Annotated in this window: 24 protein-coding genes; 16 read left to right on the top strand and 8 right to left on the bottom strand. The window is 73.4% G+C overall.

The window, feature by feature from the left end:
• Positions 1–112 precede the first annotated feature (112 nt).
• The 3 genes from ABTZ54_RS22545 (at position 113) to ABTZ54_RS22555 (ending at position 4,673) form a co-directional block, all read left to right on the top strand.
• Positions 113–1,306, top strand: a complete 1,194-nt coding sequence (locus ABTZ54_RS22545; RefSeq protein WP_351665963.1) for a DUF2786 domain-containing protein — start codon at positions 113–115, stop codon at positions 1,304–1,306.
• Positions 1,307–1,415: 109 nt separating this feature from the next.
• Complete coding sequence (locus tag ABTZ54_RS22550; protein ID WP_351665965.1) at positions 1,416–2,519, top strand: SGNH/GDSL hydrolase family protein; 1,104 nt, start codon at positions 1,416–1,418, stop codon at positions 2,517–2,519.
• Positions 2,520–2,615: 96 nt separating this feature from the next.
• On the top strand, positions 2,616–4,673 hold the full coding sequence (locus ABTZ54_RS22555) for an FUSC family protein (protein ID WP_351665967.1): 2,058 nt from the start codon (positions 2,616–2,618) through the stop codon (positions 4,671–4,673).
• A gap of 27 nt (positions 4,674–4,700) precedes the next feature.
• Here ABTZ54_RS22555 and rpsN read toward each other — a convergent pair whose 3' ends face one another.
• Together rpsN and rpmB are read right to left on the bottom strand one after the other, a co-directional pair.
• Positions 4,701–5,006 carry a 30S ribosomal protein S14 gene (gene rpsN, locus ABTZ54_RS22560; protein WP_351665969.1) on the bottom strand — a complete coding sequence of 102 codons (306 nt, stop codon included), beginning with the start codon at positions 5,004–5,006 and terminating at the stop codon, positions 4,701–4,703.
• Positions 5,006–5,227: a 50S ribosomal protein L28 gene (gene rpmB, locus ABTZ54_RS22565; RefSeq protein WP_351665971.1), complete on the bottom strand. Its 222-nt coding sequence runs from the start codon at positions 5,225–5,227 to the stop codon at positions 5,006–5,008. Before rpmB ends, rpsN begins: the two co-directional genes overlap by 1 nt.
• A gap of 49 nt (positions 5,228–5,276) precedes the next feature.
• Between rpmB and rpmG the strand changes: the two genes are divergently transcribed.
• From rpmG to ABTZ54_RS22585, 4 genes are all read left to right on the top strand, one after another.
• Positions 5,277–5,441 carry a 50S ribosomal protein L33 gene (gene rpmG, locus ABTZ54_RS22570; protein WP_351665973.1) on the top strand — a complete coding sequence of 55 codons (165 nt, stop codon included), beginning with the start codon at positions 5,277–5,279 and terminating at the stop codon, positions 5,439–5,441.
• Positions 5,442–5,447: 6 nt separating this feature from the next.
• Entirely contained in the window at positions 5,448–5,720 is a 273-nt protein-coding gene (locus ABTZ54_RS22575) for a type B 50S ribosomal protein L31 (protein ID WP_351665975.1), read from the top strand.
• Complete coding sequence (locus ABTZ54_RS22580; protein WP_351665977.1) at positions 5,720–6,880, top strand: GTP-binding protein; 1,161 nt, start codon at positions 5,720–5,722, stop codon at positions 6,878–6,880. The genes ABTZ54_RS22575 and ABTZ54_RS22580 overlap by 1 nt, the downstream gene beginning before the upstream one ends.
• Before the next feature lie 173 nt (positions 6,881–7,053).
• On the top strand, positions 7,054–7,266 hold the full coding sequence (locus tag ABTZ54_RS22585) for a DUF397 domain-containing protein (RefSeq protein WP_041129870.1): 213 nt from the start codon (positions 7,054–7,056) through the stop codon (positions 7,264–7,266).
• A gap of 76 nt (positions 7,267–7,342) precedes the next feature.
• On the opposite strand, the gene ABTZ54_RS22590 is transcribed toward ABTZ54_RS22585, so the two are convergent.
• Positions 7,343–7,846, bottom strand: coding sequence for an ATP-binding protein (locus ABTZ54_RS22590; protein ID WP_351665979.1), 504 nt, complete (start codon positions 7,844–7,846; stop codon positions 7,343–7,345).
• A 349-nt stretch (positions 7,847–8,195) separates the two neighbouring features.
• Between ABTZ54_RS22590 and ABTZ54_RS22595 the strand changes: the two genes are divergently transcribed.
• The 6 genes from ABTZ54_RS22595 to ABTZ54_RS22620 all read left to right on the top strand — a co-directional run bounded on the left by ABTZ54_RS22595 (position 8,196) and on the right by ABTZ54_RS22620 (position 13,704).
• Positions 8,196–9,068 carry a Sco1979 family transcriptional regulator gene (locus ABTZ54_RS22595; RefSeq protein ID WP_351665981.1) on the top strand — a complete coding sequence of 291 codons (873 nt, stop codon included), beginning with the start codon at positions 8,196–8,198 and terminating at the stop codon, positions 9,066–9,068.
• A 50-nt stretch (positions 9,069–9,118) separates the two neighbouring features.
• Complete coding sequence (locus ABTZ54_RS22600; protein ID WP_351665983.1) at positions 9,119–10,597, top strand: aldehyde dehydrogenase family protein; 1,479 nt, start codon at positions 9,119–9,121, stop codon at positions 10,595–10,597.
• A gap of 80 nt (positions 10,598–10,677) precedes the next feature.
• On the top strand, positions 10,678–11,220 hold the full coding sequence (locus ABTZ54_RS22605) for a DinB family protein (RefSeq protein ID WP_351665985.1): 543 nt from the start codon (positions 10,678–10,680) through the stop codon (positions 11,218–11,220).
• A gap of 10 nt (positions 11,221–11,230) precedes the next feature.
• Positions 11,231–11,842 carry a PadR family transcriptional regulator gene (locus ABTZ54_RS22610; protein ID WP_351665987.1) on the top strand — a complete coding sequence of 204 codons (612 nt, stop codon included), beginning with the start codon at positions 11,231–11,233 and terminating at the stop codon, positions 11,840–11,842.
• A 141-nt stretch (positions 11,843–11,983) separates the two neighbouring features.
• The gene (locus tag ABTZ54_RS22615) at positions 11,984–12,943 is read left to right on the top strand and encodes an ATP-binding cassette domain-containing protein (protein WP_351665989.1); all 960 of its coding nucleotides are present in this window, start codon (positions 11,984–11,986) and stop codon (positions 12,941–12,943) included.
• Complete coding sequence (locus ABTZ54_RS22620; RefSeq protein WP_351665991.1) at positions 12,940–13,704, top strand: ABC transporter permease; 765 nt, start codon at positions 12,940–12,942, stop codon at positions 13,702–13,704. The genes ABTZ54_RS22615 and ABTZ54_RS22620 overlap by 4 nt, the downstream gene beginning before the upstream one ends.
• A 25-nt stretch (positions 13,705–13,729) precedes the next feature.
• On the opposite strand, the gene gad is transcribed toward ABTZ54_RS22620, so the two are convergent.
• On the bottom strand, positions 13,730–15,148 hold the full coding sequence (gad, locus tag ABTZ54_RS22625; RefSeq protein WP_351665992.1) for a glutamate decarboxylase: 1,419 nt from the start codon (positions 15,146–15,148) through the stop codon (positions 13,730–13,732).
• A 40-nt stretch (positions 15,149–15,188) separates the two neighbouring features.
• Complete coding sequence (locus ABTZ54_RS22630) at positions 15,189–16,457, bottom strand: ion channel protein (RefSeq protein WP_351665994.1); 1,269 nt, start codon at positions 16,455–16,457, stop codon at positions 15,189–15,191.
• Between the two features lie 137 nt (positions 16,458–16,594).
• Between ABTZ54_RS22630 and ABTZ54_RS22635 the strand changes: the two genes are divergently transcribed.
• Positions 16,595–17,356 (top strand): MerR family transcriptional regulator, encoded by a 762-nt coding sequence (locus tag ABTZ54_RS22635; RefSeq protein ID WP_351665996.1) that lies wholly within the window; start codon positions 16,595–16,597, stop codon positions 17,354–17,356.
• 47 nt (positions 17,357–17,403) lie between these two features.
• On the opposite strand, the gene ABTZ54_RS22640 is transcribed toward ABTZ54_RS22635, so the two are convergent.
• Positions 17,404–17,772, bottom strand: a complete 369-nt coding sequence (locus ABTZ54_RS22640) for a YbjQ family protein (protein ID WP_351665998.1) — start codon at positions 17,770–17,772, stop codon at positions 17,404–17,406.
• Between the two features lie 223 nt (positions 17,773–17,995).
• Here ABTZ54_RS22640 and ABTZ54_RS22645 point away from each other — a divergent pair, with 223 nt between their 5' ends.
• On the top strand, positions 17,996–18,703 hold the full coding sequence (locus ABTZ54_RS22645) for a DedA family protein (protein ID WP_351666000.1): 708 nt from the start codon (positions 17,996–17,998) through the stop codon (positions 18,701–18,703).
• A 45-nt stretch (positions 18,704–18,748) separates the two neighbouring features.
• Here the strand turns inward: ABTZ54_RS22645 and ABTZ54_RS22650 are convergent, their stop codons facing one another.
• Together ABTZ54_RS22650 and ABTZ54_RS22655 are read right to left on the bottom strand one after the other, a co-directional pair.
• The gene (locus ABTZ54_RS22650; RefSeq protein ID WP_351666170.1) at positions 18,749–20,407 is read right to left on the bottom strand and encodes a threonine/serine exporter family protein; all 1,659 of its coding nucleotides are present in this window, start codon (positions 20,405–20,407) and stop codon (positions 18,749–18,751) included.
• A 158-nt stretch (positions 20,408–20,565) separates the two neighbouring features.
• Positions 20,566–21,057 (bottom strand): inorganic diphosphatase, encoded by a 492-nt coding sequence (locus ABTZ54_RS22655; protein ID WP_351666002.1) that lies wholly within the window; start codon positions 21,055–21,057, stop codon positions 20,566–20,568.
• Positions 21,058–21,162: 105 nt separating this feature from the next.
• On the opposite strand from ABTZ54_RS22655, the gene dacB reads away from it, so the two are divergent.
• Positions 21,163–22,653 carry a D-alanyl-D-alanine carboxypeptidase/D-alanyl-D-alanine endopeptidase gene (gene dacB / locus ABTZ54_RS22660; RefSeq protein WP_351666004.1) on the top strand — a complete coding sequence of 497 codons (1,491 nt, stop codon included), beginning with the start codon at positions 21,163–21,165 and terminating at the stop codon, positions 22,651–22,653.
• Positions 22,654–22,684 lie beyond the last annotated feature (31 nt).

Genomic DNA, 22,684 nt, shown 5'->3' on the forward strand with positions numbered 1-22,684 from the left:
CCCCGGGGTAGGGCAGGCCCTACCCCGGGCGGGCGACCTGGGACGATGGCGGGGACGGTACACACAGGGTGTGGACGAGCGAGGCGGCAGTGCGGTCGAGGAGGCACCCGGGATGAGCAGGGGTACGGGCAGGGGTACGGGTACGGGCAGGGGCGCGGACGGCGCCCCCGCCGGCGACCGCGCCGCCGAGGCGGTCCGTACCGTCGAGGAGGCACTCAAGGCGCTGTACGGGAACGACGACAGGGCGCTCGACACCGCCGCCTCCCTGCTCGCCGCCGCCCCCGGCGCCGACGCCGAACTGGCGCGGCGCGGCGAGGAGTTCGTCCGGTCCCTGTGGACGCGCGGCTGGCAGCCCGCCGACCTCGCCCGGATGGCCCGCCGCGAGCTGGCCGAGGAGCACGTCGGGCTCCTGACCGGCCTGATCCTCGCGGAGACCGCCCGCTACGAGCGCCTCCCGCACCGCTGGCGGGCCCAGCTTGACGCGCTCGAACCGGTCGGCCGGACCACCGACCGCTTCTCGTACGCGACGGGCGTCCTGGAGCTGTACCGGCTCCTCGTCCGGCTGCCCCGCCTCGACGCCGTCGGGCCCGTGCCGGGCGAACCGCTGCCGCCGCCCGTCGCGGGCGAGCCGAAGACGCTGTCCCGGATCCGGGCGCTGCTCGCGAAGGCCGAGGCGACGACGTACGCCGAGGAGGCCGAGGCGCTGACCGCCAAGGCCCAGGAGCTGATGGCCCGCCACAGCCTCGACGAGGCGACCCTCGCGGCGGGCGCGCCCTCGCCCGAGACGCCGGGGGCGATCCGGATCGGCGTCGACGCGCCGTACGAGCAGGCGAAGGCGATCCTGCTGGACGCCGTGGCGACGGCGAACCACTGCCGGGCCGTCTGGAACGAGGGCCTCGGCTTCTCGACGGTGGTCGGCTTCGAGGCGGACCTGGACCCGGTGGAGCTGCTCCACACCTCGCTCCTCGTGCAGGGCACGGCCGCGATGACCCGGGCGGAGGCCGAGCAGCGGGCCGGCGGCCGCAAGCGCACCAAGTCCTTCCGCCAGTCCTTCCTCCTCGCCTACGCGAACCGGCTCGGCGCCCGCCTCTCCGCCACCTCCCGCCGGGTCGCCGCCGAGGCCCCGACCCTCCTCCCGGCCCTCGCCACCCGCGAGGTCGCGGTCACCGCCCGCACGGACGAGCTCTTCCCGGAGACCCGCACCAGCAGGGTGCGGGCCGCCTGGGACGAGGAGGGCTGGACGCACGGCACGACGGCGGCGGACCGGGCGGGCCTGGGGGCGCCGCCGAGGGGCGAGATCCGCTGAGCGGTGGGGTGAAGGAGCGCCGAGCGCGCTGGACGACCCCGGAGCGTCACTGATTGAGTGCGCGACGTCACCCCTCGTCGGGTCCGTTCCCCGCTCCCAGGAGAGCCACGTGTCCCCTCTCGTCCCCTCCCTCGCCCGCAGGACCGCGCTCGGCGCGGCCGTCGCGCTGACCCTCGCCGCCGCCGCGCCCGGCGGCGCGGCGGCGAGGGCGGCGACGGTGGCGCCCGAGCCGGTGCGGTGGGCGGCGCTCGGCGACTCGTACACGTCCGGCGTGTTCGTCGGGGACCCCGTCCCGGCGCTCGGCAGCGCGGACCGGGACGGCTGCGACCGCACCACGGGCGCGTACCCGGCCCTCGTCGCGGCCGGTCTCGCGGCGGCCCCGCCGGGGGGCCGGAAGGTGGTCCTGACCGACGTCAGCTGCGGCGCCGCGACCCTCGCCGACATCGCCACGGACCGGCAGACCCCGATCAGCCCGGTGGAGCCCCCCGAGGGCGGCTGGCCGGACGTGGCCCCCCAGGCCGAGAGGGCCGGGCTGGACGCGGGCATCGACGTGGTCACGATCGGCATCGGCGGCAACAGCCTGTCCTTCGGGAAGCTGTTCACGTCCTGCCTGCTCGCCGGCGTGGGGCAGCCGGACGACGCCACCCCCTGCCGGGACTCCTACGAGACCGGCGGCACGTCCCTCGACCCCGAGCCGATCGGCGACAAGTACGCGCGGGTCGCCCGGGAGTACGCGCGCATGCTGCGCGACGTACGCCGGAAGGCGCCGCACGCCGAGGTCGTCACGGTCGGCTACCCCACGATCTTCCCCGCGGACCCCACCGGCTGCGACCGCCGGGACACCACCGAACTGGCGGCGGACGTCGAGGGCCTCGGCCGGATCTCCGCCACCCACGGGGACATCGCCTGGCTGCACGGCGTGGCCGCCCGGCTCGACGCGATCATCCGGGCCCTGACGGAGTGGAACGGCGGCACGTACGTCGACACCGCCGCCTCCAGTACGGGCCACGACGTGTGCCGGCCCCCTGCCGTGAAGTGGGTGGAGGGCGTCTGTGGCGAAGCGGCCCCGTACTGGCCCGACCGGGTCGCCGTCGGCACCTTCCGCCTGACATGCTCCGCCGGCCACCGCGCCACCGTCGTACACCCCAACGCCGCCGGGCATGCCGACACCGCCGCCCGGGTCGAAGCGGCGATCCGCGCCGCGCTGACCTGACCGGTCGGGCTCCCGTCGGCCCCCGGTCGGCCTCCCCTCGCCCCCCCCGCGCGGCCGAATGCCCGCTTCGCCCCAGATCGCGGCTAGGCTCCCCCCATGAGCTGGCTCCGGGCGCTGAAGGAGACCGCGCGCTCGGGGCTCTCCGTCGAGCGGCGGCGGCTCGAACCCGCCGTGGCGGCGCGCGGCGCGCTGGGGCTCGCGCTCGTCGTCGGGTTCTCGCTCGCGCTGTTCGGGCCCGTGGTGGCGGCGTCGTCCGCGTTCGGCGCGTTCCAGGCGGCCATCGCGACCTTCCAGCGCTCGTACCGGCCCCGCCCGACCCTCGCGATGGCCTCCGGCGCGAGCCTCGCCGTCTCGACCTTCCTCGGCTATCTGACCGCCTCCCACGAGGTCCTCTTCCTGGTCCTGCTCGCGGTGTGGACCTTCCTCGCGGGCCTGGCCTGGGCCGTGGGGCCCACCGTCGGCATCATCGCCGGGTCCAACGTGGCGATCATGCTGGTCACGGTCACCCTGCCCACCTCGGCGCTCACCGCCGCCGGGCACGCCGCGATGATCGCCGTCGGTGGTCTCGTGCAGGCCGCGCTGATCGTCGTCCTGCCGGTACGCCGCTGGGGCGCCCAGCGCGACGCGCTCGCCGACGCCCTCGCGGCGGAGGCCGACTACGCCCGGCGGCTGCGCCACGACCCGATCGCCTCCTTCGACCCCGTACCGCTGATGACGGCCCGCAGCGCCGCCGCCGTCACCCCGCGCCAGGCCCGCCACCGCCCCGCCGAACTGCACGGGGCGCGCGGTCTGGCCGAGCGGATCCGGCCGGTGCTCGCCTCCCTCGCGGACCCGGCCGTCGGCGCGCCCGCCGAGGGCCCGCAGCGGGACCGGGTGCGGGAGCTGCTGGCGGCGGCGGGTGAGGTGCTGGACGCGGCCGCGCACGCGATCCGGCACGGCGAACCGGTCGAGCTGCCGCCCGCGGCCGCCGCCGCGCTGCGCACGCCGGACACCGGCGCGATCCTGACCGGCGCGCCCCGCCGGGCGGCGACCCGGCTCGCCGCGCTGCTCGGCGACGTCGTGGAGACCGCCGAGCCCCGCACGGAGACGGCGGCCGAGGCCCGCAGCCGCCCGACCCTGGTCCGGCTCGCCCCGGTGGCGCTCGCGAAGATGCGCGCCGAGCTGCGCCACGAGTCGCCGATCCTGCGGCACGCGGTCCGGGTCACGGCGGTCGCCTCCACCGGCTATCTGATCGGCACCGCCCTCCCGCTCGGGCACGGCTACTGGGCGCCGATGGCCTCGGTGATGGTGATGCGCCCGGACTTCACGCAGACGTACGCGCGCTCCGTCGCCCGCTTCGGCGGCACCCTCGTCGGCGTCACCCTCGCGTCGGGGATCGTGCAGGCCGCGCACCCGGGGACGTACGCCTCGGCGGCGCTCGCGGTGCTGTGCGCCTTCGGGATGTACCTACTGATGCGCACGGGGTACGCGATGAGCCAGGTCTTCGTCGCCGCGTACGTCGTCTTCCTGCTCGGCATGGCCGGCGAGGGCCTCTCCCAGACCATCCGGGACCGGGTGCTGCTGACCCTGCTCGGCGGCGTCCTCGCGATGCTCGCGTACGCGGTCTACCCGGCCTGGGAGACGCCGAGGCTGCGCGGCAGGCTGGCGGACTGGCTGGTGGCCGACGGGCGGTACGCGGCGGCCGTCGTCGCCCGTTACGCGGACCCGGCCGGGCCCTCCTGCCCCGATGTGCGCGAGGCGCTGCTCGGCACCCGCGCCGCCCGGATCGCCTGGCAGGACGGGCTGACCAGGGCCACCCACGAGCCGGTCCGCCACCGGGGCCTGTCGCACGCGGCGGCGGACGCGGCCGAGGACGCGCTGGCCCAGCTCGGCCGCGTCGCCATGCTCCTGGAGGCCCACCTGCCCGAGCGCGACGCCCCGCCCGTCCCGGAGGCCGCCGCGCTCGCGGAGGCGCTGCGGCGGGCGACGGAGCGGGGCGCGAAGGCGGTCCGGGAGCGCAAGACCCCGCGCTGGGACGAGCTGCGCACACTGGTCGCGGCGTGGGCGGCGGGGGAGGGCGCACCGGACCACTTCCTGCTGCGCAAGGGCGCGCCCCTGCTCCTGGAGGCCCTGGACGACCTGTCGCTGGCACTGACGGAGTCGTCGCGGCGGTAGGCGCCGGGGCCCGGGGCCCCGGTGGCGTCACCAGGACGCCGTGCGCACCCCCGGCAGCATCCCCGCGTGGGCCAGCTCCCGGGTCCGGATCCGGGAGAGGCCGAACTTCCGCAGGTGGCCGCGGGGGCGCCCGTCGACGGCGTCGCGGTTGCGGAGCCGGGTGGGGCTCGCGTCGCGCGGCTGGCGGCGCAGGGCGCGCAGCGCCGCCGTCCGCTCGGCCTCGGGCGTGCCCGGGCGGCGGATCAGCTCCTTCAGCGCGGCGCGCCGCTCGGCGTACCGGGCCACGACGCGCCGCCGGTGCCCGTCGCGCGCGATCTTGCTCGCCTTGGCCATCAGACCCGCACCCCGCGGGCCCGGATGCGGGCCACGGCCGCCTCCACGCCGATCGCGTCGACGGTCCTGATGGCGCGGACGCTCAGCGTGAGGCGCACATGGCGGCCCTCGCTCGGGAGCCAGTAGCGCTTGCGCTGGATGTTGGGGTCGAAGCGGTGGGAGTGCGAGACGCGGTTGCCGAAGCCGGGACGCGCCCCGGTCAGCTGGCAGTGGGCGGACAAGGTGACCTGCCTTTGGTAATGGGAATCGTTTTCATTTACTCTACACACCATGGCCCGCAACGAACTCCGCCCGATCGTGAAGCTCCGGTCCACCGCAGGCACCGGACACACCTACGTCACCCGCAAGAACCGCCGGAACGATCCCGAACGTCTGACCCTGCGGAAGTACGACCCGGTCGTCCGCCGGCACGTCGACTTCCGAGAGGAGCGCTGAGCCCCGATGAAGCCCGGAATCCACCCCGCGTACCGCCCCGTCGTCTTCCGCGACAAGGCCGGCGGCTTCGCCTTCCTCACCCGCTCCACCCTCACCTCCGACCGCACGGTCGAGTGGGAGGACGGGCGCTCCTACCCCGTCGTCGACGTCGAGATCTCCTCGGCGAGCCACCCCTTCTATACGGGCACGGCCCGGGTCCTCGACACCGCGGGCCGCGTCGAGCGCTTCGAGAAGCGGTACGGGTCGTCCCGCGGCGGCGCGCGTAGGGAGGGGCGTTGATGTTCACCGTCGCCCTCGTCGGAGGGCTCCACGCCGACGCCCGCCGCGCCGCGGTCGACCACCTGCTCGCGGCCGTCCCCGCCAGCGTGGCGCTCCACCACGACCTCGCGGCCGCCGCGCGGACCGGCACCGTCACCCGTACCGTCCGCGACGCCGACGGCCCGCTGTCCGCCGGCGAGACGCCGCTCGTCGACGACTGCGCCTGCTGCGCCCTGCGCGAGGACCTCGTCCCCGAGCTGCGGCGGCTCGCGGAGTCCGGGCTCACCCGGCTCGCGGTCGTCGAGCTCTGGGACTCCGTCGAGCCGAGGACGATGGCCGAGGTGATCGCCGCGGCGGGGCTGCGGATCGGCGGGGTCGTCACCGCCGTCGACCCGGCCCTGCTCCTGCCGTACCTCGGCAACGGCGACGACCTCGCCGACGCCGGGCTCGCCGCGGCCGCCACCGACCGGCGGACCGTCGCCGACACCTGGGCCCGCCAGCTGGAGTACGCGCCGGTGCTCGCCGTCCTCGACAGCCCCGAGGCCGACGAGGAGGACCACGCCCTCCTGGCCCAGCTCCACCCCACCGCCCGCCGGGTCGCGGTCGCGGTCGCGGCACCGGCGGAGCGCCCCGCTCCCCTCGGCGGGGAGCTCGCCGCCGCCGTCTTCGCCGGATTCGACGTCGAGGCCGCGGCCGCCGCCCAGCACCCGGCCTGCGCGCTGCTGCCGCAAGACGCCGACGCCCACGGGGTCGGCACCTATGTGTGGCAGCACCGGCGGCCCTTCCACCCGGGGCGGCTCTACGCGGCCCTGGAGGAGCTGACCTGCGCCGCCGCCCGCAGCCGGGGGCGCTTCTACCTGGCCGACCGGCCCGACACCCTGCTGGCCTGGGACGCGGCGGGCGGCGCGCTCTGCGTGGAGAGCGCGGGTCCGTGGCTGGCCTCGCTGCCCGACGCCGCCTGGGACCGGACCCCGCCGCTGCGCCGGGCCGCCGCCGCCCTGGACTGGCACCCCGAGCACGGGGACCGCTGCCAGCGCCTGGTCTTCACCTCGCCCGGCCTCGACCGCGAGGGGCTCGCCGAGCTCCTCGGGTCCTGTCTGCTCACGGACGCCGAGTACGCCGCGGGGCGCGCCGCCTGGCGGCGGCTGCCGTCCTCCTTCGACGCCTTCCTGGAGGTCTGACCAGCGGTCAAGTCGCCCCACGCACAGTCGCGTAGTCGCTACGCCACCCCTCGTGCACGTGCATCTGCTCATGCATCGGCATATGAACACAGCTATGATCCGAGGAAGTTGACACATGCACCAGAAACCTCGGGGAGCTACCAGTGCACCACGCGCACCACGCGTACAACGGCATGGCGGCCACGGAGCTTCGTGGTGTCGTGTGGCAGAAGAGCCGGCACAGCAACTCCCAGGGCTCCTGCGTGGAGTTCGCCAAGCTGCCCGGGGGTGACGTCGCCGTCCGCAACTCGCGTCACCCGGAGGGCCCCGCGCTCGTCTACACGCCCGCCGAGATAGAGGCCCTGCTGCTGGGCGTCAAGGACGGGGAGTTCGACCACCTGGTGTGAGACGCGGACGTACGAGAGGGCCCCGGCGGCGACTGCCACCGGGGCCCTCTCGTACGTCCTGTCCGTCCCCTCGGGACTACTCCGGCCCCAGCCGGAACAGCGCCCACACCACCTTGCCGTGCAGCGTGCCCGCCAGCGGATGCCAGCCCCAGCTGTCGCTGAAGGACTCCACCAGGAACAGCCCCCGGCCCGACTCGGCGGCGAAGTCCTCGCCGGCCTCGCGCGCCTCCGGGCTCTCCTGACTGGGGTCGCGCACGGCGCACACCAGGCGCGAGGCCCAGCGCATCAGATGCAGGCGGACGGGCGGATTCAGGCCTTCCTCGTACGCCGGGGCCGACTCGCCCGGCACCGCGTGCCGCAGCGCGTTGGTGACGAGCTCCGAGACGACCAGGGCCACGTCGTCGAACCGGTCCGCGAGATCCCAGTTGGTCAGCGTCCGACTGGTGAACTTCCGCGCGCCGCGCACCGCTTCGTAGCGGGGCGGCAGGGCGCAGGAGGCGGAGTTGGAGACGGCCGCGGGATCGATCGGCGGAAGACCCTGCCGTAACGGCTCGAGCATGGTCGATCCATTCGGTCCCATGCGAGGCACTCCCGGGAATCGCGACTGTGGTGCGACAACTGGTGCGACAACGGTGCGGCAGCACGCGCGAGTACACGGCTGTGCGGGCTCCATGGTTCCGAATGCGGAGGAGGGATGCAAGGGCAGATGCACGTGCACGCGCCGGACCTGTCCGCCCCCGTGCCGAATCTGTGCATAAGTCGCCCCGTACGAGTGACCCCGCTGCCCGGAACCCGCCCCCTATCCGTAATCGAATGTGTACGCGCTGAAGCGTTTAGTGGCAGAATCCGGGGCTCGACGGGGGCTCGGCATCGGATTGATCCAGATTGATCTTGAGGGGCGGGAGCACCGTGATGGGGAGGCTGGAGCCGTGACGGCGGGCGAATCGAGCGGGGCGAGCGGGAGTGTGGTGCGCCGCATCCTGCTGGGCTCCCAGCTGAGGCGGCTGCGTGAATCGCGTGGCATCACCCGGGAAGCCGCCGGGTATTCGATCCGCGCGTCCGAATCCAAGATCAGCCGTATGGAGTTGGGAAGGGTGAGCTTCAAGGCCAGGGACGTCGAGGATCTGCTCACCCTCTACGGAGTCGGCGACGAGACCGAGCGCGGCTCGCTCCTCGGCCTGGCCCGCGAGGCCAACGTGGCCGGCTGGTGGCACAGCTTCGGCGACGTCCTGCCCGGCTGGTTCCAGACCTACATCGGTCTCGAAGGCGCCGCCTCCCTCATCCGTATCTACGAGGTGCAGTTCATCCACGGCCTGCTCCAGACCGAGGCCTACGCCCACGCCGTCGTCACCCGCGGCATGCCCGGCGCCCCGCGCGCCGAGATCGAGCGCCGGGTCGCGCTGCGCCTGGAGCGCCAGAAGGTCCTGGTCTCCGAGCGCGCCCCGCAGTTCCACGCCGTGCTCGACGAGGCCGCGCTGCGCCGCCCGTACGGCGACCGGTCCGTCATGCAGGGGCAGTTGCGGCATCTCATCGAGATCTCCGAGCACCCCAACGTCACGCTCCAGGTCATGCCCTTCAGCTTCGGCGGCCACGCGGGCGAGAGCGGCGCCTTCACCATGCTCAGCTTCCCCGAGTCCGACCTCTCCGACGTCGTCTACCTGGAGCAGCTGACCAGCGCCCTCTATCTCGACAAGCGCGAGGAGGTCGCCCAGTACGCCCGGGTGATGGAGAAGCTGCGCGCGGACAGCCCGGACCCGGCCGAAAGCCGCGACGTTCTGCGGGGACTCCTTCAACTCTCCTGATACGTCAGTACGATGACGTGACATCAGTACGCCAGTGAGGGGTCTCGTCCATGTCGCCGTCGTCATCGTCTGTTTCCTACTTCACCGAACTGGCCCACCAGTACATCGACGGCGAATGGAAGCCCGGCAGCGGCTCGTGGGACATCATCGACTTCAACCCCTACACGGGGGAGAAGCTGGCCTCGATCACGGTCGCCAGCGCGGCCGAGGTCGACCAGGCCTACCGGGCCGCCGAGCGCGCCCAGGCGGAGTGGGCGGAGACCAACCCGTACACCCGCCGGCTCGTCTTCGAGCGCGCGCTGCGGATCGTCGAGGACCGCGAGGACGACATCGCCGCGGCGATCGTCGCCGAGCTCGGCGGCACCCGGCTCAAGGCCGCCTTCGAGCTGCACCTGGCCAAGGAGTTCCTGCGCGAGGCGGTCCACCTGGCGCTGCGCCCCGAGGGCCGGATCCTGCCCTCGCCGGTGGACGGCAAGGAGAACAGGGTCTACCGGCTGCCGGTCGGTGTCGTCGGCGTCATCTCGCCGTTCAACTTCCCCTTCCTGCTGTCGATCAAGTCGGTCGCCCCGGCCCTCGCGCTCGGCAACGCCGTCGTCCTCAAGCCGCACCAGAACACCCCGATCTGCGGCGGCACCCTCGTCGCCAGGGTCCTGGAGGAGGCGGGCCTGCCGGCCGGCCTGCTCAACGTCGTCGTCACCGACATCGCCGAGATCGGCGACGCCCTGCTGACCCACCCGGTCCCGAAGGTCATCTCCTTCACCGGCTCCGACCGGGTGGGTCAGCACGTCGCCACCGTCTGCGCCCAGCACTTCAAGCACGCCGTGCTCGAACTCGGCGGCAACAGCGCCCTGATCGTCCTCGACGACGCCGACCTCGACTACGCGGTGGACGCGGCCGTCTTCAGCCGCTTCGTGCACCAGGGCCAGGTCTGCATGGCCGCCAACCGGATCCTGGTGGACCGCCGGGTGGAGGCGGAGTTCACCGAGAAGTTCGTGGCGAAGGTGCGGACCCTGCGGGTCGGCGACCCGGCCGACCCCGGCACCCACATCGGCCCGCTCATCAACTCCCAGCAGGCGGAGGCCGTCTCCGCGCTCGTCGACCAGGCGGTCGAGGCCGGCGCGACCGCCCTGCTGCGCGGCCCGGTCGAGGGCAATGTCGTCGCGCCGTCCGTCCTCGCCGGGATCCCCGCCGACGCGCCGGTCCTCGGCCAGGAGATCTTCGGCCCGGTGGCCCTGATCGTCGCCTTCGACGGCGAGGACGAGGCCGTACGGATCGCCAACGACACCCCGTACGGGCTCAGCGGCGCCGTCCACACCGGCGACATCGAGCGGGGTGTACGGGTCGCCAAGCGCATCCACACCGGCATGATCCACATCAACGACGGCACCGTGCACGACGAGCCGATCGTCCCCTTCGGCGGCGAGAAGCACTCGGGCATCGGCCGGCTCAACGGCGAGGCGATGATCGAGGCCTTCACCACGCAGAAGTGGATCTCGATCCAGTACGGGCGCAGCCGCTTCCCGTTCTAGGACGGTATCCGTCCTAGACAACCCGTAGGTTGGTCGGTGTCGGAGAAGGCGGGCCGACCGACCTACGGAAGGTGGACACCATGGTGGCTCTTGTTCCCACGGGGCAGCACATCGGCGAGCGCGACACGTTCCTGAACTTCATCCGGGCGCAGCGCGAGGCGGTGATCCGGGCCTCCTTCGGCCTCACCGAGGAGCAGGCGGCGAGCCGCCCGAGCGTCAGCGAACTGAGCCTCTCGGGCCTGATCAAGCACGTCGCCGAGGCCGAGCTGAACTGGCTGCGGCTGGCGCAGGAGCGCCCGAACGAGCGCCAGCGCGCGGAGGAGAACTGGGGCGAGGGCTTCCGGCTCGTCGACGGCGAGACCATCCCGGAGGTGGTGGCCTTCTGGCAGGGCGTGGCCGAGGAGACCGAGGAGTTCGTCCGGTCCGTGCCGAGCCTCGACGACACCTTCCCGCTGCCGCCCGCGCCCTGGTTCCCGAAGGACGGGCGGGTCTCGGTCCGCTGGATGCTGCTGCACCTGGTCCAGGAGACGGGCCGGCACGCCGGGCACGCGGACATCATCCGGGAGTCCCTGGACGGCAAGGGCTCCTTCGAGCTGATCGACCTGGAGAAGCGGAGTTCCTAGACTCGGGGGCATGTCAGCAATCCGCCTTCTCGTCCTGGGCGCGGTCAAGCAGCACGGCCGCGCCCACGGCTACCAGGTGCGCAACGACCTGGAGTACTGGGGCGCGCACGAGTGGTCCAACGCCAAGCCGGGCTCGATCTACCACGCGCTCAAGCAGATGGCGAAGCAGGGACTGCTGCACGCCGACGAGGTCGCGCCCAGCACGGCGGGCGGCCCGCCGAGGGTCGAGTACGAGATCACGGACGCCGGCCGCGAGGAGTACCTGCGGCTGCTGCGCGCCGCGATCTCCACGTACGACCAGGACATGGACATCCTGTCGGCGGGCATCGGCTTCATCGTGGACCTGCCGCGCGCCGAGGCCGTGGAGCTGCTGCGGGCCCGGCTGCGGGCCCTGGACGCGTGGCGGGCGGCGGTCACCGAGTACTACACCCCCGAGGGCGGGCCCGAGCAGCTCGGCCACATCGGGGAGATCATGCACCTCTGGATCCACTCGGCCGAGGCGGGCCGGGTGTGGACGCTCGGCCTGATCGAACGGATCGAGGGCGGGGCGTACGTGTTCGCGGGGGAGGGCGACCCCTTCGTGGGCGTGCTGGCGGACGGCGAGGAGAACCCGTTCGCGTAGTGAGGCGGTGAGGCGGCGGGCCGCGGGCGAGAGCCGGGCCCGCTTTCTCACTCATGCTAATCAAGTTTGACTAGCCGCCCGGCAGGGCATACCCTCCACCGCGAGCGACTGGTCAAGTTTGACTACCTGGAAGGGATGTCGATGAACACCGACGCGATCCTCGTGGAGGGCGCACGGAAGCGGTACGGCGACAAGGCCGCCCTGGACGGCCTCGACCTGGCCGTCCCGCGCGGCACGGTGCACGGCCTGCTGGGCCCCAACGGCGCGGGCAAGACCACCACCGTGCGGGTCCTGGCCACCCTGCTCCGCCACGACGAGGGCCAGGTCCGGGTGGCCGGCTTCGACGTGCGGCGGCAGGCCGGCGAGGTGCGCCGCAGGATCGGGCTGCTCGGCCAGCACGCGGCGCTCGACGAGGAGCTGTCCGGGCGGCAGAACCTGGAGATGTTCGCGCGCCTGCACCACCTGGGCGCCCGGCGCGCCGGGCAGCGGGCGGACGAGCTCCTGGAGCGCTTCGGCCTCGCGGACACCGGCCCCAAGGCCGTACGGAAGTACAGCGGCGGCATGCGGCGGCGGCTCGACCTGGCCGCCTCGCTGATCACCGAGCCGGAGGTGCTGTTCCTGGACGAGCCGACCACCGGTCTCGACCCGCGCGGCCGGGCCGAGGTCTGGGACTCGGTGCGCTCCCTGGTCGGCGGCGGCACGACGGTGCTCCTGACCACCCAGTACCTGGAGGAGGCGGACCGTCTCGCCGACCGGATCTCGGTGGTCGACCGAGGCCGGGTGGTCGCCGACGGCACCCCGGACGAGCTGAAGTCCCGCGCGGGCCGGGACAGGATCGACGTGGTCGTACGGGACGGGGCACGGCTCGACGAGGCCCTGCGGGTGCTCCCGTTCGGTCCTCGGGACGCGGACGTGGACCGGGACCGGCGGCGGATCAGCGCCCCCGTACGGGACCGGATGGCCTCGCTCGCCGAGACCGTACGGGCCCTGGAGGCGGCCGGGATCGAGGCGGAGGACGTCGCCCTGCGCCGCCCGACGCTGGACGAGGTGTTCCTGCACCTGACCGGAGACCGTACGGAAGAGGCGGAGGTGGCCGCATGAGCGCGGCGTACGCGGTGAGCGACTGCTGGACCATGACCCGGCGCGAGCTGGCGCACTGGGCGCGGCAGCCGGTCCAGGTCATCGTCGGCCTGGTCTTCCCGGTCATGATGCTGCTGATGTTCGGCTACCTGGTCGGCGGCGGCCGGGCCGTCGAGGGCGACTACGTCGACTTCCTCGTCCCGGGGATGCTCACCCTGACCATGGTCTTCGGCCTCGAAGGCACGATGACGGCGGTCACCCGCGACCTGGACAAGGGCGTGATCGACCGCTTCCGCTCGATGCCGATGGCCGACGGCGCGGTGCTCGTGGGGCGGGCCGCCGCCGACATGCTCCAGTCCGTGGTGGGGCTGCTGCTGATGGCGGGCGTCGGCTACGCGATCGGCTGGCGGACGCACGGCGGCGTCGGCGGCTTCCTCGGGGCGATGGGGCTGCTGCTCCTGCTGCGCTTCGCGATGCTGTGGATCGGCATCCACCTGGCCCTGCTCGCGGGCCGCGCGGAGCTGGTGCAGGCGGTGCAGATCCTGGTCTGGCCGTTCGGCTTCCTCTCCAACGCCTTCGCCGCGCCGGAGTCCATGCCGGGCTGGCTCGGCACGGCCGTGGAGTGGAACCCGATGTCGGCGACGGCGACCGCGGTACGGGAGCTGCTCGGCGGCCCCGGCGGCGAACCGGGCTGGACCGGCCTCGCGGTGCTGTGGCCGCTGGCCCTGCTCGCCGTCTTCTTCCCGCTGGCGGTCCGCCGGTTCGGCCGGCTCGGCAGATAGCGCCGGGCCGGCCGGGCCGGGCCCCTCAGTGGTGGAAGGACGTCGCCGCCTGCCGGTCCTGGGTGAACGGGTGCGGCTGGCGGCGCAGTTCGGGCAGGAGCCGGTCCAGCTCCTCGACGAGGAGGCCGGCCAGGTCGGCGGAGAAGCCGTTGCGGCAGACGATCCGCAGCACGGACAGGTCCTCCCGGTTGGCGGGGAAGGTGTACGCGGGGACCAGCCAGCCGCTCTCGCGCAGCCGCCGGGAGACGTCGAAGACGTCGAAGTTGGTGACGTCGGGCGCGGTGGTGAAGGCGAAGACGGGCAGCTCGTCGCCCCGGGTCAGGAGCTGGAAGTCGCCCATGGCCTCGATCCGTTCGGACAGGCCCCTGGCGACGTCCCGGCTGGTCTGCTGGACCGCCCGGAAGCCCTCCCGGCCCAGCCGCAGGAACGTGTAGTACTGCGCGACGACCTGGGCGCCCGGCCGGGAGAAGTTGAGGGCGAAGGTGGGCATGTCGCCGCCCAGGTAGTTGACCCGGAAGACCAGCTCCTCGGGGAGCTCGGCGGGGGAGCGCCACAGCGCCCAGCCGACGCCCGGGTAGACGAGCCCGTACTTGTGGCCGGAGGTGTTGATCGAGGAGACCCGGGGGAGCCGGAAGTCCCAGACCAGGTCCTCGTCGACGAAGGGGGCGACCATCGCGCCGGAGGCCCCGTCCACGTGGACGGGGATGTCGAGCCCGGTCCGCTCCTGGAGGGCGTCGAGGGCGGCGCAGATCTCGGCGACGGGCTCGTAGGAGCCGTCGAAGGTGGAGCCGAGGACGGCGACGACGCCGATGGTGTTCTCGTCGCAGAGCGCGGCGGCGGTCTCGGCGTCGAGGTGGAAGCGCCCGCCCTCCATCGGTACGAGCCGGGCCTCGACCTCCCAGAAGTTGCAGAACTTCTCCCAGCAGACCTGGACGTTGACGCCCATCACCAGGTTGGGGCGGGCGCCGCCGCGGTAGCGGTCGGAGTTGCGGTGGGTCCAGCGGCGCTTGAGGGCCATCCCGGCGAGCATGCAGGCCTCGCTGGAGCCGGTGGTGGAGCACCCGACGGCGGTCGAGGGGTCGGGCGCGTTCCACAGGTGGGCGAGCATCGAGACGCAGCGGCGCTCCAGTTCGGCGGTGCGCGGGTACTCGTCCTTGTCGATCATGTTCTTGTCGCGGCACTCGGCCATCAGCACCCCGGCCTGCGGTTCCATCCAGGTGGTGACGAAGGTGGCGAGGTTGAGGCGGGAGTTGCCGTCGAGCATCAGCTCGTCGTGGACGAGCTGATAGGCGCTCATGGGCGGCAGCGGCCCGTCGGGCAGCCGGTGGCGGGGCGGGGCCTCGGTCATGCCGCTGACGGGGTTGGCCTCCCCGTAGAAGGGGTTGAAGGCGAGTCGGCGGTGGAGGTCGCTCTCCTGGTCGGCGGGTCCCTTGTGCAGTGCCACGGTGGCTCCTTCGGGGGCGTTCTGAGGGGGTGGTGGGGGCTCAATGCAGGGACTTGCCGTGCTCGTCGAGCTCCAGGATCGGGCGGCCGGTGACGACCAGCCAGGCGGGCAGGATCGCGATGCAGAGCACGGCGACCATCGACGGGGAGGAGGCGAGCACGGCGGCGACGAAGAGGCTCACCCAGCCCTGCCGGGTGGTGGCGAGCAGGACGCCGAGGACACCCGCGGAGACGGCCACCGCCGGGTGGATCTCGGGGACCAGGGCCTGGGCGCACAGCCCGAAGGCGGCACCGATGAAGACGGCGGGGAAGACCCGGCCGCCGCGGAAGCCGCAGGCCGCGGCGACGAGCAGGGCGACCGTCTTGACCACGGCCAGCTTGGCCAGCTCGCCGGAGCCGAAGACGCCGACGTTCTCGGCGAGCTCCCTGGTCTCCGCCAGGCCCTTGAAGAGCGTCAGATGCCCGCCCAGCGCGCCGAGCAGGCCCAGCACGAGTCCGCCGGCCGGAAGCATCAGCATGGGGTGCCGCAGCCGCTGGAAGGCCGTGTGGACGTACGGGAAGGCGTAGCAGGAGAGCAGGCCGAAGACGGCGGCGAGGGCGGCGACGACCAGCGCGGCGACGAGGTCGGCGAAGCCGGGGTCGTTCAGCGGCGGCAGCCCGATGTCGAAGCTGGGGTTCGAGAGGAGCTGGGTGGTCATGGCCCCGGCCCCGGCGGCGACCAGCGGGGCGAAGAGCCGGTCCCAGAGCGAGCCCTTGCCCGGCTGGGTGGTCAGCGCCTCGGACAGGACGAGGGCGGCGGCCACGGGGGTGCCGAACAGGGCGCCGAAGGTGGCGGCGGTGGCCAGCGACACCCACAGGACGCCCGGCACGCGGGGCAGGACCTTGCCGCCCAGCCAGAAGGTCAGGGCGATGGCCGCGACGATCGTCGGGTTCTCCGGGCCGAGGCTGACGCCGCCGGCCAGCGAGAAGGTGGCGGCGACGAGCAGGCCGGGCACGACCGAGGGGGCGATCGGCGGGCCGCCGAGCCCGCCCTCGGCCGGGTCGGAGCCGGCGTGCCCGTACACCTTCCACACGACGAGACCGACCGCGATGCCGGTCGCGGTCAGGGTGCTGATCATCCAGAGCGAGGAGTAGTTCCCGATGCCGAGTGCGTCCGGGAGGGTGTTCCACAGCACGTGCTGGAGCTGCTCGGCGATCGCGCTGATCCCGAGGAAGAGCAGGGCCGATCCCACGCCGACCACGAGGGCGGGCAGGATCTGGGGCAACAGGATCCGGTGGGGCGCCTCGGGGGCGGAGGTATCGGTGGCCACCGACTCACCATAAGTGGACAAATGCCGCACAACATCCCGAGCGGATCACGGAGTCGGGCGGAGCGGGGCTTGCACCTCACGCCACGTCAGGCCCGAGGCTGACACGCGAACCGACACAGAGAAGGGGCGGGGAGCCGATGAGCTACTCCGTAGGACAGGTCGCCGGCTTCGCCGGTGTCACGGTGCGCACCCTGCACCACTACGACGCGATCGGGCTGCTCAGGCCCGGCGGACGCAGCCCGGCGGGCCACCGCCGCTACGCCGACGCGGACCTCGACCGGCTCCAGCAGATCCTGTTCTACCGGGAGCTCGGCTTCCCCCTCGAAGAGGTCGCCGTCCTCCTCGACGACCCCGGCGCCGACCCGCGGGAGCACCTGCGGCGGCAGCACGAGCTGCTGACCGGGCGCATCGGGGAACTGCGGAGGATGGCGGCGGCCGTCGAGCGCGCCATGGAGGCGAGACGCATGGGCATCAACCTCACGCCCGAGGAGAAGTTCGAGGTCTTCGGACACAAGGACCCCGAGCGGTACGCGGAGGAGTCCGCCCGCCGCTGGGGCGGCACCCACACCCACGAGGAGACGCAGGCCCGGGTCGCCACGTACACCAAGGACGACTGGCGGCGCATGAAGGAGGAGATCGACGCCTGGGGCACCGCCTACGGCGCCCTCATGGACGCCGGTGAGGCCCCCGGCTCCCCGGCCGCCATGGAGCTCGCCGAGGCGCACCGCGCCCACATCACCACCTGGTTCTTCGACTGCCACCCGAAGATCCACCAGGGTCTGGCCGAGATGTACGTCTCCGACGAGAACTTCCGGGCCTTCTACGACTCCCTGCACGAGGGCCTGGCCGAGCACCTGCGGGGCGCGATCCACGCGAACGCGCGCCGCCTGGCCGGCTGAGACGGGGCGGGGGCGCGCGGCGACCGGCGCGCGCCCCTCCCGGAGCCTCAGGCGCGCGGCGCGATGACCACGGCGGTGCCGTACGCGCAGACCTCGGTACCGACATCCGCCGCCTCCGTGACGTCGAAGCGGAACATCAGGACCGCGTTCGCGCCGCGCGCCTTCGCCTGCTCCACCAGGCGCTCCATCGCCTGGTTGCGGGTCTGCACCAGGGTCTTCGTCAGGCCCTTCAGCTCCCCGCCGATCATCGACTTCAGACCCGCGCCGATCTGGCTGCCCAGATGCCGGGAGCGCACGGTCAGGCCGAAGACCTCGCCGATCACCTGGCGCACCTCGTACCCGGGCACGTCGTTCGTCGTGACCACCAGCACATCCGACTGAGGACCCTGGCCGCCGCCGTACTCGTCGATGCTCATCCGCATCCACCTCCTGGCCCTCAGCCTGGGGGCGGCGGCGCGGGGGCGCATCCGGAGGGGCGTCGTACGGTCGCGGGGCCCGGGTGGAACCCGAGGGGTCCGCTCCGCGTTGGTAGCTTGGGGCGGCAGTTCCGTACGACAATCTCCTCGACGCGCCACGCGTCCTTCCCGCCCCGTCCCCGTCGTCCTTCTCGCCCCCACAGACCGCAGGAGCCCGGAACCCGTGAACACGCTTGCCCTCGGACCGAGCTGGCTGGACCCGGATTATCTGATCCAGACCTTCGGCCTGATCGGTGTCCTCGTCATCGTCTTCGCCGAGTCCGGACTCCTCATCGGCTTCTTCCTGCCGGGCGACTCGCTCCTCTTCACCACCGGCCTGCTCGTCACCACGGGCAAGCTGGACTCGCCGCTGTGGCTGGTGTGCACGCTGATCGTCGCCGCCGCGATCATCGGCGACCAGGTGGGCTATCTCTTCGGCCGCAAGGTCGGCCCGGCGCTCTTCACCCGCCCGGACTCCAAGCTGTTCAAGCAGGAGAACGTGGAGAAGGCGCACGAGTTCTTCGAGAAGCACGGCCCGAAGTCGCTGATCCTGGCCCGCTTCGTGCCGATCGTGCGGACGTTCACGCCGATCATCGCCGGTGTGAGCCGGATGAACTACCGCTCCTTCATCACCTTCAACATCATCGGCGGCGTGCTCTGGGGCGCCGGTGTGACCCTGCTCGGCGCCTCCCTCGGCAAGATCGACTTCGTGCACAAGCACATCGAGATGATCCTCGTCGGCATCGTGCTGATCTCGGTCGTCCCGATCGTGATCGAGTACCTGCGGGCCCGCTCCCAGTCGAAGAAGAAGAAGCAGGCCGAGGGCACCGGCCACGACGCCCCCGGCACCCCGAACCCCCCGGCCGAGCGCGGCCGGCACGCCAAGCGCTGACCGGGACCTACCCAAACTGACCAGGGGTTTCCAGGGCCGTACGCCTTAGAAGCCCCTGGTGCGTTTCGCCGCCCGGCGGGCCGCCGCCGCGGCCGGGGCCTGCATGAAGAGGCGGGCCAGCTCGCCGCCCAGGTTCACCCCGATCGCGATGGCCAGCGCCAGGGCCGCCGCCTTCGCCAGCGAGGCGAAGCCCCCGTCCAGGTTGTTCTGGGCGATGGCGAGGACACCGAAGTACGTCGCCGAGCCGGGCAGCAGCGGACCGATCGCCGCCGTCACGTACGGCAGCGACGAGGTGTGGTGGTAGCGGGCGATCAGCTGCCCGAACAGACCCACCAGACCGGCCGCGACCGCCGTCGCCATCACCGTCGAGCCGCCCGCGGTCACCGCGATCGACGCGTAGATCACCCAGGCCACCCCGCCGTTCAGGGTCGCGAACAGCACCGTCGCCCGCGACTGCTGCAACAGGATCGCGAAGGTCGCGCACAGCACCATCGACGCCACGATCTGCGTCACCGGCCGCTCCACCGGCCGCAGCGCCCCCTCCGGGTTCAGCTGCGCCCCGAACTGCACCGCCAGGTACAGCACCGAGAGCACGCCCACCACGATCGCCACGAAGAAGTAGCCGACCTCCAGGAGCCGGGCCGAGGCCGTGATGTAGAAGCCGGTCAGACCGTCCTGCACGGCCGCCACGAGGGCCCGCCCGGGGATCAGCGCGAACAGGCCACCCGTGATGACCGCCGAGGGCCGCAGATCCGCGTGCAGCAGCGTCAGCGCCACCCCCATCGCGGCCGGCGGCATCGCCGCCACCAGGAACTGGTAGAACTCCGGCAGCCCGCGCCCCGCGCACAGCCACGCGAGCCGGTCGCCGAGCACCGCGCCGAGCGCCGCCACGAAGAACACCGTCGGCCCGCCGCCGAGCAGCACCGACGCCGCCCCGGCCAGCATCCCGGCCGCCGCCGTGAGCACCCAGCCGGGGTACGGGTGCCGGTTGCGCCGGATCTCCGCGAGCCGCCGGTACGCCTCCTCCGGCGACACCTCGTGCGTCCCCGAGTCGATGTCCGCGAGGAGCTGGTAGACGGCCGCGAGCCGGGTGTAGTCGGTGCCCCGGCGCCGCACCGTGCGGTTCGCGGTGACCGGGTCCTCCACGAGCGAGGGCTGGTACGTGATCGACAGCAGCGTGAAGGTGACCGTCGGCTCGCACCGGTCGAGCCCGTAGGCGCGGCAGATCGCGAACATCGCCGCCTCGACGTCCTCCGCCCCCTCGCCGCCCGCGAGCAGCAGCTCGCCGATGCGCAGGGTCAGGTCGAGCACGCGCGCCACCGGCGGACCGGTCTCGTCCTCCTTGCGCGGCGACTCCGGCACCGGCCGGTCACCGACCGGCAGCCGCAGCATCGTCCGCATCCGGTCCTGCCAGGGCGCGTCCTGCGCCATCCGGACCAGCGGTATCCCGTACGCGGGCGTGAACGCGGGCGGGGAGTCCTTCGCGGAGTACGTCGAGGGCGGGGCGAAGGCGGAACCTTCCTGCTCCACCGGCGGCTCCGGCGCGAACCCCTCCGGCAGGGCGAACTCGGAGGTCGGGTGCTCCTCCTCCGGCGGCGCGGGCTGCTCGACCCCGGGCGGCGGGGCGAACGCGCTGCGCGCCTCGTCCGAGGGCGGCTTCCGGTCCTCCGGGGCCCCCTCCGGGCCGTCCGGCTTCGCCACCACTGTCTCCGCCCTCACTCCCGGCCGGGCACCCGCGCGATCACGCCACGGGGCGACTGATCACGCCACTGTCGAGCCCAGTATGAATGTGCGAAGGGCGGCGCACCTCAGCAGGTGCGCCGCCCTTCACAGGCTCAGCCGGACATCAGCCGGACAGGGGCTCAGTGGCCGCCCTGGTCCTTCAGACGCTGGAACGACTTCTCGATCTCGGCCTCGGCCTCGGCGCGGCCGACCCAGTCGGCGCCCTCGACGGACTTGCCGGGCTCCAGGTCCTTGTAGACCTCGAAGAAGTGCTGGATCTCCAGGCGGTCGAACTCGGCCACGTGGTGGATGTCGCGCAGGTGCTCCATGCGCGGGTCCGTCGCCGGGACGCACAGCAGCTTGTCGTCGCCGCCGGCCTCGTCCGTCATGCGGAACATGCCGATGGCGCGGCACTTGATGAGGCAGCCCGGGAACGTCGGCTCGTCCAGGATGACGAGCGCGTCCAGCGGGTCGCCGTCCTCGCCGAGGGTGTTCTCGACGTAGCCGTAGTCCGTCGGGTAGGCGGTCGAGGTGAAGAGGCGGCGGTCCAGGCGGATCCGACCGGTCTCGTGGTCGACCTCGTACTTGTTCCGCGACCCCTTGGGGATCTCGATGAGAACGTCGAACTCCACGGGTGGATCTCCTCCTGAATCAACACATGTCAATGCTCGCGACGACGCGCGGTGGTTAAGTGTCTCTCACGCACGGTCTTGATCGCGAAAGGGGCTGGTCATCACATGTCGGAGCCGAGAACCTGGCAGCTCGTGACCGGCTCCGCCGTGCTCGGTCTGGCCTTGGCCGCCGGAGCGGTGACCGCGGCCGGCCCGTGGGACTCCGGTCAGCGTAAGGCCGAGCGGGCCCGCGCGGCCGCCGCCGACCACAGGGGTGGCGCACATCACGCCGGAGCCCCCGGACCGGCCCCCGCCCGCACCCCCGCGCCCGCCCCCAGCGCCGCCGGTGTCCTGCGCGCCCTCGGCGCCCCGGGGACCACCGGAGCCACCGGGACCACCGACGCCCCGGGCACCCCGGACGCCACCCGGACGGGCGACCCCACCGGCCCCGCCCGCCCCACCGACTGGGCGGCCGTCCTCGTCCCGCTCCTCGCCGACCCCGGCCTCGGCCCGCTCCGTACCGCCTCCGTCGTCGACGCCACCACCGGCCGACGGCTGTACGGGGAGGGCGCGGACACCCCGATGACCCCCGCCTCCACGGTCAAGATCGCCACCGCGGCCGCCGCGCTCTCCGCCCTCGGCCCCGACCACCGCATCGGCACCACCACCGTGGGCAGCGCCGACGGCCGCACCGTCGCCCTCGTCGGCGGCGGCGACCCCACCCTCGACAAGGCCCGCCTCAAGAAGCTGGCCGAGGCCACCGCCCGCGCCCTCAAGGCCCGCGCCACCGCCCCCGGGCCCGTCCGGCTGGTCTACGACACCAGCCTCTACCAGGGCCCCGCGCTCCACCCGATCGGTCCCAACGAGAACCTCGCCCCGATCAGCGCCCTCATGACCGAGGAGGGCCGCCTCGACGGCAGCCGCAGCGGACCCGCGCCCCGCACCGCCGACCCGGCGGGCGACACCGCCACCGCCTTCGCCGGCCTCCTGCGCGCCGCGGGCCTCACCGTCCAGGGCGACCCCGCCCCCGGCCGCACCCCCAAGGGCCAGGGGGCCGCGCCCCTGGCCCGTACCGACTCCGCACCCCTCGCCGACCTCGTCGAGCGCACCCTCACGAACAGCGACAACGACCTCGCCGAGGCCCTCGCCCGGCAGACCGCCCTCGCCCGCAAGCAGCCCGCGAGCGCCACCGGCGCCGCCAAGGCCGTCCACGGCGAGCTCGCCCGCCTCGGCCTCCCCCTCGCGGGCGCCCGCTTCGCCGACGGCAGCGGACTCGACCGGCGCGACCGGGTCTCCGCCGCCCTGCTCACCGGCATCCTCAGCCGTGCCGCCGACCCCGCCCGCCCCGCCCTGCGGCCCGTCCTCACCGGACTGCCCGTCGGCGGCTTCAGCGGCACCCTCGCCGGGCGCTTCACCACCGACGCCACCGCCCCCGGCGCGGGCGTCGTCCGCGCCAAGACCGGCACCCTCACGGGCGTGAACACGCTCGCCGGGACCGTCGTCACCGCCGACGGCCGCCTCCTCGCCTTCGCGTTCCTCGCCGGCCGCACCAGCTCCCCCGACACCGCCCAGCCCGCCCTCGACCGCCTCTCGGCCGCCCTCGCCCCGCCGCGCTGACCCGGGGGAACACTCGCCCGAACCCTCACCG

The sequence above is a fragment of the Streptomyces sp. NPDC094032 genome (genome assembly GCF_040303965.1).
Classification (GTDB): Bacteria; Actinomycetota; Actinomycetes; order Streptomycetales; family Streptomycetaceae; genus Streptomyces.

Bases quoted from the DNA above. Each gene is read 5' to 3' on its own strand.
- ABTZ54_RS22585 (WP_041129870.1), top strand. From the start codon at position 7,054: ATGGCGGCCACGGAGCTTCGTGGTGTCGTGTGGCAGAAGAGCCGGCAC.
- rpmG (WP_351665973.1), top strand. From the start codon at position 5,277: ATGGCCCGCAACGAACTCCGCCCGATCGTGAAGCTCCGGTCCACCGCA.
- ABTZ54_RS22615 (WP_351665989.1), top strand. From the start codon at position 11,984: ATGAACACCGACGCGATCCTCGTGGAGGGCGCACGGAAGCGGTACGGC.
- ABTZ54_RS22580 (WP_351665977.1), top strand. From the start codon at position 5,720: ATGTTCACCGTCGCCCTCGTCGGAGGGCTCCACGCCGACGCCCGCCGC.
- dacB (WP_351666004.1), top strand. From the start codon at position 21,163: ATGTCGGAGCCGAGAACCTGGCAGCTCGTGACCGGCTCCGCCGTGCTC.
- ABTZ54_RS22545 (WP_351665963.1), top strand. From the start codon at position 113: ATGAGCAGGGGTACGGGCAGGGGTACGGGTACGGGCAGGGGCGCGGAC.
- ABTZ54_RS22620 (WP_351665991.1), top strand. From the start codon at position 12,940: ATGAGCGCGGCGTACGCGGTGAGCGACTGCTGGACCATGACCCGGCGC.
- ABTZ54_RS22635 (WP_351665996.1), top strand. From the start codon at position 16,595: ATGAGCTACTCCGTAGGACAGGTCGCCGGCTTCGCCGGTGTCACGGTG.
- ABTZ54_RS22610 (WP_351665987.1), top strand. From the start codon at position 11,231: ATGTCAGCAATCCGCCTTCTCGTCCTGGGCGCGGTCAAGCAGCACGGC.
- ABTZ54_RS22600 (WP_351665983.1), top strand. From the start codon at position 9,119: ATGTCGCCGTCGTCATCGTCTGTTTCCTACTTCACCGAACTGGCCCAC.
- ABTZ54_RS22590 (WP_351665979.1), bottom strand. From the start codon at position 7,846: ATGGGACCGAATGGATCGACCATGCTCGAGCCGTTACGGCAGGGTCTT.
- rpsN (WP_351665969.1), bottom strand. From the start codon at position 5,006: ATGGCCAAGGCGAGCAAGATCGCGCGCGACGGGCACCGGCGGCGCGTC.
- ABTZ54_RS22640 (WP_351665998.1), bottom strand. From the start codon at position 17,772: ATGAGCATCGACGAGTACGGCGGCGGCCAGGGTCCTCAGTCGGATGTG.
- ABTZ54_RS22575 (WP_351665975.1), top strand. From the start codon at position 5,448: ATGAAGCCCGGAATCCACCCCGCGTACCGCCCCGTCGTCTTCCGCGAC.
- ABTZ54_RS22605 (WP_351665985.1), top strand. From the start codon at position 10,678: ATGGTGGCTCTTGTTCCCACGGGGCAGCACATCGGCGAGCGCGACACG.
- ABTZ54_RS22555 (WP_351665967.1), top strand. From the start codon at position 2,616: ATGAGCTGGCTCCGGGCGCTGAAGGAGACCGCGCGCTCGGGGCTCTCC.